We start from the raw sequence: 10,544 nt of genomic DNA on the forward strand, positions 1-10,544 counted from the left end.
TATTGATAGAGTCCAGTTATTAGCCAGCTACTGAAAACAGGGCTACGTTGATAGCTCTGCCCGTCCCCTCCGTCCGTAGCCGTGCGGACTCAAAGGAGTGATCGTAATGCCGTCCCTCGATAGTCTGAAGACCCTCAAAACCCTGCAGATCGACCAAAAGACCTACCACTATTTCAGTCTGCCGGATGCCGCGAAAAGCCTGGGCAATATCGACCAGTTGCCGATGTCGCTGAAAGTCCTGCTGGAAAACCTGCTGCGCTGGGAAGATGAAAAAACCGTCACCGGCGCCGACCTCAAGGCGATTGCCGCCTGGCTCAAGGAGCGCCGCTCCGACCGCGAGATCCAGTACCGCCCGGCCCGCGTATTGATGCAAGACTTTACCGGCGTACCCGCCGTAGTCGACCTCGCCGCGATGCGTGCGGCGATGGCCAAGGCCGGCGGCGATCCGCAGCGGATCAACCCGCTGTCGCCGGTGGACCTGGTGATCGACCACTCGGTGATGGTCGACAAATTCGGCAGCGCCAGCGCGTTTGAACAGAACGTCGACATTGAAATGCAGCGTAACGGCGAACGTTATGCGTTCCTGCGCTGGGGTCAAAGCGCCTTCGACAACTTCAGCGTGGTGCCGCCGGGTACCGGGATCTGTCACCAGGTCAACCTCGAATACCTCGGGCGCACGGTGTGGACCAAGGATGAGGACGGGCGCACCTACGCATTCCCCGACACCCTGGTCGGCACCGACTCCCACACCACCATGATCAATGGCCTCGGCGTGCTCGGCTGGGGCGTCGGCGGCATCGAGGCGGAAGCGGCGATGCTCGGGCAGCCGGTGTCGATGCTGATTCCGGAAGTCATCGGCTTCAAACTCACCGGCAAGCTCAAGGAAGGCATCACCGCCACCGACCTGGTGCTGACCGTCACGCAGATGCTGCGCAAAAAAGGCGTGGTCGGCAAATTCGTCGAGTTCTACGGTGACGGCCTCGCCGACCTGCCGCTGGCCGACCGCGCGACCATCGCTAACATGGCCCCGGAATACGGCGCCACCTGTGGCTTCTTCCCGGTCGATGATGTGACCCTGGAATACCTGCGCCTGTCGGGTCGTCCGCCTGAAGTGGTGAAACTGGTCGAGGCCTACACCAAGGCCCAGGGCCTGTGGCGCCTGCCCGGTCAGGAACCGGTGTTCACCGACAGCCTGGCGCTGGACATGGGCAGCGTCGAAGCCAGCCTGGCCGGGCCGAAACGCCCGCAGGACCGGGTCTCGTTGCCGAATGTCGCACAAGCCTTCAGTGATTTCATGGACCTGCAATTCAAACCCACCAGCAAGGAAGAAGGTCGCCTGGAAAGCGAAGGTGGTGGTGGCGTGGCCGTGGGCAACGCCGATCTGGTCGGCGAAACCGAGTACGAATACGAAGGCCACACCTATCGCCTGAAGAACGGCGCGGTAGTGATCGCCGCGATCACCTCCTGCACCAACACCTCCAACCCGAGCGTGATGATGGCGGCCGGTCTGCTGGCGAAAAAAGCCGTAGAGAAGGGCCTGACGCGCAAGCCGTGGGTGAAGAGTTCGCTGGCGCCCGGCTCGAAAGTGGTCACCGACTACTACAAGGCCGCCGGGCTGACGCAATACCTCGATCAACTCGGGTTCTCGCTGGTCGGCTACGGCTGCACCACGTGCATCGGCAACTCCGGACCGCTGCCGGAGCCGATCGAGAAAGCTATCCAGAAAGCCGATCTCACCGTGGCGTCGGTGCTGTCCGGCAACCGCAACTTCGAAGGCCGGGTGCATCCGCTGGTCAAGACCAACTGGCTGGCGTCGCCGCCGCTGGTGGTCGCTTACGCCCTGGCCGGCAGCGTACGCACCGACATCAGCAGCGAGCCACTGGGCAACGATCAGCAAGGCAATCCGGTGTACCTGCGTGACATCTGGCCGAGCAGCCAGGAAATCGCCGCTGCGGTAAATCAGGTCAACACCGCAATGTTCCACAAGGAATACGCCGAAGTGTTTGCCGGTGATGAACAGTGGCAAGCAATCGAAGTGCCGCAAGCGGCGACCTATGTCTGGCAGGACGATTCGACGTACATCCAGCATCCGCCATTTTTCGACGATATTGGCGGGCCGTTGCCGGAGATCAGCGATGTCAAAGCGGCGAAGGTGCTGGCATTGCTCGGCGATTCAGTGACCACCGACCACATCTCCCCTGCCGGTAACATCAAGGCTGACAGTCCGGCCGGGCGTTATCTGCGCGAAAAAGGTGTGGAACCACGGGACTTCAACTCCTACGGTTCACGCCGTGGCAACCATGAAGTGATGATGCGCGGCACCTTCGCCAACATCCGCATCCGCAACGAAATGCTCGGCGGCGAAGAAGGTGGCAACACCCTGTACATCCCGAGTGGCGAGAAGATGGCGATCTATGACGCCGCCATGCGTTATCAGGCCGACGGCACGCCACTGGTAGTGATTGCCGGTCAGGAATACGGCACCGGCTCCAGCCGCGACTGGGCGGCCAAAGGCACTAATCTGCTGGGCGTCAAAGCGGTAATCGCCGAAAGCTTCGAGCGCATCCATCGTTCCAACCTGGTGGGCATGGGCGTGTTACCGCTGCAGTTCAAGCTCGATCAGAACCGCAAGAGCCTCAATCTCACTGGCAAGGAAACCTTCGAGATTCAGGGCCTGACCGGCGTCGAGCTGACACCGCGGATGAATTTGCCGCTGGTGATCACCCGTGAAGACGGGCGTCAGGAGAAGATCGAGGTGTTGTGCCGGATCGATACCTTGAACGAGGTTGAATACTTTAAATCGGGCGGGATCCTGCATTACGTCCTGCGCCAACTGATCGCCTCATAACGCGCGCGCCCTGTAGAAACGGCCAAAGGCTGCGATCTTTAGATTTGGTTTTGAGATCAAGATCAAAAGATTGCAGCCTTCGGCAACTCTTACAGGGGGTTTACTTTTCCATGGACGAAAAAAAACCCGCCGAAGCGGGTTTTTCCCAAGACCATTATCGACTCCCTGTCGGCAGCGATCCTTGCAAATGGTCGATCATCCATGATCCTGAAACACTCCCTGTGTCTCAGTTGATGGGTGTAGATTACGCTCTGGATCCAATCGGCAATAGTCGTAAAAGCTACCAGTGCGTGTAAGACATTCGCTATAGACCCCCTTCCGAAAACCCTTAGCCCTGTCAGCCGTCGAGCATGACAGCGGTTATCTGCGCGACTTTCAGCGGCCGCGACGTTTGGGCCTGCTGGTCATTTTCGAAAAACCACCAGAACCCAGCGTTTCAACCAGGGCTGGAAAACCTCAGCCGCCGTCACGCTCACGTGCCCGGGCGCTCTCGGCAAGAAACTGTTCGAGCCGGCTCAACTGCTCCTCCCAGCCACGGCTGTCCATGTAATAGGCCTCTTTCTGGCGGACATCGGGAATGTGCGCGAAGCCGGACTCTGACACCTTGAGCAGCGTGCCGTTCTCGAAGTCTTCCAGTTCGAACCTGACCAGTGTGGTCGGCTCCTGGGAATAGTCGATCTTCGGATTCACGGCATACGGATGCCAGCGGAACGAGAACAACTGCTGCGGTTCGACCCGCTCGATCAGCACATTCCACAACACATGTTCATAACCCGGATACGTGACTTGCCCTTGCGTCCATTCGCCGGCAATGAACCGCCTGCCCTCCAGCGCCACTCCAAACCACTGGCCAAACGCCTCGGCATCGACCAATGCACGCCAGACATGGGACCGTGGCGCCTTGAGAGTGATTTTGCGTTCGAAACTATTGGGTACTGGTTTCATACGTCACCTCCTGTTCTGAACACTAGGCTCGTATGACCACATGTCCAACCTGAAGTTGTATCAAACGGTCAACGGCCCGGGCTCGACCTTTGACCGTTGCGTCTAAACTCAGCTGTTATTCCGGCAGACATTGGAGCAGACCATGCAGTCTCCGCACTATGCCGCCCTCTGGGCATCACTGCTGACGCTGTCAGCCTGCGTCAGTTCCGTAGACCACTGGAGCAAGCCTGGCGCGTCCCAGGCGACAGTGGAGCACGACAAAGCCGAGTGCCAGTATCAGGCCAAGTCGGCGACTGCCAGTTACAACAGCACGCCGTCGGACAAGAGCATGGAAGCGGCGGTCGGCGCCGGAGTGGGTGACGGAATTGTGGTGGCGGAGAAACAGATCGACCTGACCAATGACTGCATGCGCCTGCGCGGTTACAGCGGGAGTTGAGTCTGATCGCTACAATGCCGGTTATTCCCGTCATCTACAGTGAGCCCCGCCTATGTCCCCACGTTTTTTCCTGGCCCTGTCGCCCCTGGTGTTCACCCCCCTAGCCCACGCCGCCGTCGACTGCGCCAATGCCAGCGATCAGGCGACGATGAATCAGTGTGCCGGACAGGACTTCAAGGCAGCGGACAAAGAATTGAATGCGCTGTATCAGCAGATCACCGGGCGCTTGAAGGACAACCCGGAGGGCAAGAAGTTGTTGGTCAGCGCGCAGCGGGCGTGGATCGGATTTCGCGATGCCGAGTGCAAGTTTTCATCGTCGGGTGTAACGGGCGGAAGTGTTTATCCCTGGGTTTACAGCAATTGCCTGACGGCGGTGACCAAGGTCCGGGTCGAGGCGCTGAAGCAGTATTTGAAGTGTGAGGAAGGGGATATGAGTTGCCCGGTACCAGGGGCCTGAGGTTGTAGTGGATTCGCTGGTGGCGGTTTTCAATCCAGTATTGAGTGAAGACCACCACGTTGCAGCGACGACAGCGACCAGCATAGATCCATGACACATCCTGAAACGCCTACTGCCACCACATGACTTAAGCACAGCCTCAGATCGCCGATAAATGATTTACAACCAACGATCAGGGAATGACGACATGGCGATCTCTTTAAACTCTGCTTTTATTCAGCCTTCAGCCGCTGAACTGACCAAATCCGCACAACCGCTGAACATAAAGTCGCTCAGCGAAGACCTGCAGAAGACGGCAGTCAACCTCAATCCGGCGGCGGTTTATCATCCCAGTGATGACGCCCAGACTGTCAGCCCGCCCCTCGAAGCGATCGACGTCTGGCTTGGCCGCCCCCAGGCTGCAGACTTCCCGAAAATCGCCGAACAGCATAGAAATGCCCACGAATCGCTGAAGCTGGCGTTCGAGGACTTCAAGTCGGCGTTGAGTAACACTTTTCCGGATCTGGCCAACAAGAAATTCGGCTTTACCGTTGATACCGATGGCAGCCTCAAGACGTTGAATTCCAATAGCGAGCTGAGCGCCTCAGACATGGAGCAATTGAACGCCCTGCTCAATGCCTCTGGCGCACTCAAAACCGCGGCGAACAGCTACCGCGGCACTTCCATCGAACTGGTCGCGGCCGATGCCGGGTGGGGAGGCAGCCTCTTGGGCAAGTACAACCTGACCAAAGAAAACTTCGCCAACACCATTGATCTGGCGGCCCTGTTTATACCCAAGGGCAAAGCGCCGAGCGCTGAAGCCATCGACGGCCTGTTCTCTCATCAGTTGTGGCGTAAAGGCGAACTGGGGACACCGGCGTCGGATGCCGCCATCGTCGCCGCACGCGAGGCCGCTATCAATGCCAAAAGAATCGACGAAAAAGTCTGATTGCCCCGCGCAGCCGTTATCGGTCAAACATGCGGATCACCCGGCGCCTTGGTTGGCGCCGCGTACTGCGGCTTGAGATGGCCGTCCTGATCAAGTAGCCAGGCGTCCATGATCTGCCGCACGACAGGGCCGGCAACCCGACCACCGGCCTCACCGTTTTCGATCATGACCGAGATCGCGATCTTCGGATGCTCGGCCGGGGCGAAGCCGACGAACAAGGCGTTGTCGCGATGGCGTTCGAGGGTCTTCTCGCGGTTGTAGCGCTCGCCCTGTTTGATCGCCACCACCTGCGCAGTACCACTCTTGCCGGCAATGCGGTATTGCGCCCCTGCAGCGGCCGCACGGGCGATGCCGCGGGCGTCGTGCATCACCATTTGCATACCGTGGTTGACCTGTTCCCAGTCGCGCGGATCCTTGAGCAGGATGTTCGGCATGGGATGCTCGTCGACCGGTGCGACACCATCGACGGTCTTGGCCAGGTGCGGCCGGTTCCATACGCCCTTGTTGGCGATCAGCGCAGTGGCCTGGGCCAGTTGCAGCGGCGTGACCTGCATATAGCCCTGGCCGATGCCAAGGATCACGGTTTCACCCGGGAACCAGGCCTGGCGTCGAGTGGCGCGCTTCCAGGCTTGGGATGGCATCAGGCCTGGCGACTCTTCGAACATGTCCAGCGAGACTTTCTCACCGAGGCCGAACATGGCCATGTAATCGTGCAGGCGATCAATGCCGAGCTTGTGCGCCAGATCGTAGAAGTAGGTGTCGTTGGAGCGCATGATCGCGGCGTCCATGTCTACCCAGCCATCGCCGCTGTGGTTCCAGTTACGGTACTTGTGATCGAAATCCGGGAGCTGATAGTAACCCGGGTCGAAGACGCGGGTCTGTGGGGTCACCACACCCGCATCGAGACCGGCGATTGCCACCTCTGGCTTGATTGTTGAGCCCGGCGCGTACAAGCCGCGCAATACGCGGTTGAACAGCGGCCGGTCGATGGAATCACGCAGCGCCGAGTACTCCTTGGAACTGATGCCCGTGACAAACAGATTAGGGTCGAAACTCGGGTTGCTGACCATCGCGAGCACTTCGCCCGTGGACGGGTCGAGCGCGACGACGGAGCCACGACGATCGCCCAGAGCAGCTTCGGCGGCTTCCTGCAGTTTGACGTCGAGGCTCAGAACGATGTTTTTGCCGGGCACAGGATCAGTGTGTTTGAGCACCCGCAGCACACGCCCCTGGGCGTTGGTTTCCACTTCTTCGTAGCCAACGTGACCGTGCAGCTGAGCTTCATAGAAGCGTTCAATACCGGTTTTACCGATGGACTGGGTGCCGCGGTATTCAACCGAATCGAGGGCCTTGGATTCTTTTTCGTTGATCCGGCCGACGTAACCGATCGAATGGGCGAAATGGGCGCCGAGCGGATAATGGCGGACGAACTGCGGTTCAACGTCGAGTCCTGGCAGGCGGAATTCGTTGACCGCCAGCACAGCGATCTGCTCTTCCGTCAGCTCATAGAACAGTGTTACTGGCGTGAAGGGATGGCGGGACTGCTTCATGGCCTTGTCGAACACCGTGCGATCTTCGGCAGGCAGGTGCAGCAGATTGATGACCTCGTCCAGCTCCCGATTGACGTCAGTGGCGCGTTCACGGGTGATCGTCAGGTTGTAGCTGGGGCGGTTGTCGGCCAGCAGCACACCATTGCGGTCGTAGATCAGGCCGCGTGTCGGCGGGATGGGCAAGACGTGGACACGATTGTTTTCTGAGATGGTGGAGTGGTAGTCGAACTCCACCACTTGCAGGATGTAAAGGCGTACCACCAGGGCGCAGCTAATGGCGAAGACGAACAAGGCGCAGGCGATCAACCGCTTGTTGACCAGACGCGTCTCTTTTTCGTGGTCCTTGATCGGGATGGCTTCAGGCATTTCTACAGCGACTCTTTTACATAAATGAGTGCCGATCCGTGGGCATGACATCAGTCCGTTAAAAAACGAGCTGCACCATACCAAAAACTACCCGGTCACTTCAGAACGATTTTTCCCAATGGCAGCTCTTGCGACGGCTGGATCTGACCTGAAACTTTCCTGCGGGCAAAACAAAACCCCAACTGCTTTCGCAATTGGGGTTTCGGAATTTAATCTTGACGATGACCTACTCTCACATGGGGAAACCCCACACTACCATCGGCGATGCATCGTTTCACTTCTGAGTTCGGGATGGGATCAGGTGGTTCCAACGCTCTATGGTCGTCAAGAAATTCGGGTACTGACTCGCGACCATCTGGCCTCGCTTCAGCAAATCGGGTATGTGATACAGGTGTCTTGTGAGTTGCGCGAACTTTCGGTTCGTTTCGTCTTCACACACCGCAATCTGGTCTCTTCGACGCAAATTGCTTGGGTGTTATATGGTCAAGCCTCACGGGCAATTAGTATTGGTTAGCTCAACGCCTCACAGCGCTTACACACCCAACCTATCAACGTCGTAGTCTTCGACGGCCCTTCAGGGAACTCAAGGTTCCAGTGAGATCTCATCTTGAGGCAAGTTTCCCGCTTAGATGCTTTCAGCGGTTATCTTTCCCGAACATAGCTACCCGGCAATGCCACTGGCGTGACAACCGGAACACCAGAGGTTCGTCCACTCCGGTCCTCTCGTACTAGGAGCAGCCCCTCTCAAATCTCAAACGTCCACGGCAGATAGGGACCGAACTGTCTCACGACGTTCTAAACCCAGCTCGCGTACCACTTTAAATGGCGAACAGCCATACCCTTGGGACCGGCTTCAGCCCCAGGATGTGATGAGCCGACATCGAGGTGCCAAACACCGCCGTCGATATGAACTCTTGGGCGGTATCAGCCTGTTATCCCCGGAGTACCTTTTATCCGTTGAGCGATGGCCCTTCCATACAGAACCACCGGATCACTAAGACCTACTTTCGTACCTGCTCGACGTGTCTGTCTCGCAGTCAAGCGCGCTTTTGCCTTTATACTCTACGACCGATTTCCGACCGGTCTGAGCGCACCTTCGTACTCCTCCGTTACTCTTTAGGAGGAGACCGCCCCAGTCAAACTACCCACCATACACTGTCCTCGATCCGGATAACGGACCTGAGTTAGAACCTCAAAGTTGCCAGGGTGGTATTTCAAGGATGGCTCCACGCGAACTGGCGTCCACGCTTCAAAGCCTCCCACCTATCCTACACAAGCAAATTCAAAGTCCAGTGCAAAGCTATAGTAAAGGTTCACGGGGTCTTTCCGTCTAGCCGCGGATACACTGCATCTTCACAGCGATTTCAATTTCACTGAGTCTCGGGTGGAGACAGCGCCGCCATCGTTACGCCATTCGTGCAGGTCGGAACTTACCCGACAAGGAATTTCGCTACCTTAGGACCGTTATAGTTACGGCCGCCGTTTACCGGGGCTTCGATCAAGAGCTTCGCGTTAGCTAACCCCATCAATTAACCTTCCGGCACCGGGCAGGCGTCACACCCTATACGTCCACTTTCGTGTTTGCAGAGTGCTGTGTTTTTAATAAACAGTCGCAGCGGCCTGGTATCTTCGACCGGCATGAGCTTACGGAGCAAGTCCTTCACCCTCACCGGCGCACCTTCTCCCGAAGTTACGGTGCCATTTTGCCTAGTTCCTTCACCCGAGTTCTCTCAAGCGCCTTGGTATTCTCTACCCAACCACCTGTGTCGGTTTGGGGTACGGTTCCTGGTTATCTGAAGCTTAGAAGCTTTTCTTGGAAGCATGGCATCAACCACTTCGTCACCTGAAAGGTAACTCGTCATCAGCTCTCGGCCTTAGAATCCCGGATTTACCTAAGATTCCAGCCTACCACCTTAAACTTGGACAACCAACGCCAAGCTGGCCTAGCCTTCTCCGTCCCTCCATCGCAATAACCAGAAGTACAGGAATATTAACCTGTTTTCCATCGACTACGCTTTTCAGCCTCGCCTTAGGGACCGACTAACCCTGCGTCGATTAACGTTGCGCAGGAAACCTTGGTCTTTCGGCGTGGGTGTTTTTCACACCCATTGTCGTTACTCATGTCAGCATTCGCACTTCTGATACCTCCAGCAAGCTTCTCAACTCACCTTCACAGGCTTACAGAACGCTCCTCTACCGCATCATCCGAAGATGATACCCGTAGCTTCGGTGTATGGTTTGAGCCCCGTTACATCTTCCGCGCAGGCCGACTCGACTAGTGAGCTATTACGCTTTCTTTAAAGGGTGGCTGCTTCTAAGCCAACCTCCTAGCTGTCTAAGCCTTCCCACATCGTTTCCCACTTAACCATAACTTTGGGACCTTAGCTGACGGTCTGGGTTGTTTCCCTTTTCACGACGGACGTTAGCACCCGCCGTGTGTCTCCCATGCTCGGCACTTGTAGGTATTCGGAGTTTGCATCGGTTTGGTAAGTCGGGATGACCCCCTAGCCGAAACAGTGCTCTACCCCCTACAGTGATACATGAGGCGCTACCTAAATAGCTTTCGAGGAGAACCAGCTATCTCCGAGCTTGATTAGCCTTTCACTCCGATCCACAGGTCATCCGCTAACTTTTCAACGGTAGTCGGTTCGGTCCTCCAGTCAGTGTTACCTAACCTTCAACCTGCCCATGGATAGATCGCCCGGTTTCGGGTCTATTCCCAGCGACTAGACGCCCTATTAAGACTCGCTTTCGCTACGCCTCCCCTATTCGGTTAAGCTCGCCACTGAAAATAAGTCGCTGACCCATTATACAAAAGGTACGCAGTCACAGAACAAAGTCTGCTCCCACTGCTTGTACGCATACGGTTTCAGGATCTATTTCACTCCCCTCTCCGGGGTTCTTTTCGCCTTTCCCTCACGGTACTAGTTCACTATCGGTCAGTCAGTAGTATTTAGCCTTGGAGGATGGTCCCCCCATATTCAGACAAAGTTTCTCGTGCTCCGTCCTACTCG

Annotated in this window: 6 protein-coding genes and 2 rRNA genes (1 of these 8 running past the window's edge); 4 read left to right on the forward strand and 4 right to left on the reverse strand. The window is 57.1% G+C overall.

What is annotated here, in order from left to right; all coding sequences use genetic code 11:
- Window positions 1-106 precede the first annotated feature (106 nt).
- Window positions 107-2,848, forward strand: coding sequence for an aconitate hydratase AcnA (acnA, locus tag HV782_RS19890; RefSeq protein ID WP_123461905.1), 2,742 nt, complete (start codon window positions 107-109; stop codon window positions 2,846-2,848).
- 456 nt (window positions 2,849-3,304) lie between these two features.
- Here acnA and HV782_RS19895 read toward each other — a convergent pair whose 3' ends face one another.
- A complete protein-coding gene (locus HV782_RS19895; RefSeq protein ID WP_123461903.1) occupies window positions 3,305-3,793 on the reverse strand; it encodes an SRPBCC family protein in 489 nt (162 codons plus the stop codon).
- Window positions 3,794-3,935: 142 nt separating this feature from the next.
- Here HV782_RS19895 and HV782_RS19900 point away from each other — a divergent pair, with 142 nt between their 5' ends.
- The 3 genes from HV782_RS19900 to HV782_RS19910 all read left to right on the forward strand — a co-directional run bounded on the left by HV782_RS19900 (window position 3,936) and on the right by HV782_RS19910 (window position 5,614).
- Window positions 3,936-4,229, forward strand: coding sequence for a hypothetical protein (locus HV782_RS19900; protein ID WP_128614675.1), 294 nt, complete (start codon window positions 3,936-3,938; stop codon window positions 4,227-4,229).
- Between the two features lie 52 nt (window positions 4,230-4,281).
- Window positions 4,282-4,686 carry a lysozyme inhibitor LprI family protein gene (locus HV782_RS19905; RefSeq protein WP_128614676.1) on the forward strand — a complete coding sequence of 135 codons (405 nt, stop codon included), beginning with the start codon at window positions 4,282-4,284 and terminating at the stop codon, window positions 4,684-4,686.
- Window positions 4,687-4,873: 187 nt separating this feature from the next.
- A complete protein-coding gene (locus HV782_RS19910; RefSeq protein ID WP_186748440.1) occupies window positions 4,874-5,614 on the forward strand; it encodes a hypothetical protein in 741 nt (246 codons plus the stop codon).
- 23 nt (window positions 5,615-5,637) lie between these two features.
- On the opposite strand, the gene mrdA is transcribed toward HV782_RS19910, so the two are convergent.
- The 3 genes from mrdA to HV782_RS19925 form a co-directional block, all read right to left on the reverse strand.
- Complete coding sequence (gene mrdA / locus HV782_RS19915) at window positions 5,638-7,530, reverse strand: penicillin-binding protein 2 (protein WP_186748441.1); 1,893 nt, start codon at window positions 7,528-7,530, stop codon at window positions 5,638-5,640.
- Window positions 7,531-7,743: 213 nt separating this feature from the next.
- A 5S ribosomal RNA gene (gene rrf, locus HV782_RS19920) occupies window positions 7,744-7,859 on the reverse strand.
- Between the two features lie 150 nt (window positions 7,860-8,009).
- A 23S ribosomal RNA gene (locus tag HV782_RS19925) occupies window positions 8,010-10,544 on the reverse strand (it continues 359 nt past the right edge of the window).

Source organism: Pseudomonas monsensis, from assembly GCF_014268495.2.
GTDB lineage: Bacteria > Pseudomonadota > Gammaproteobacteria > Pseudomonadales > Pseudomonadaceae > Aquipseudomonas > Aquipseudomonas monsensis.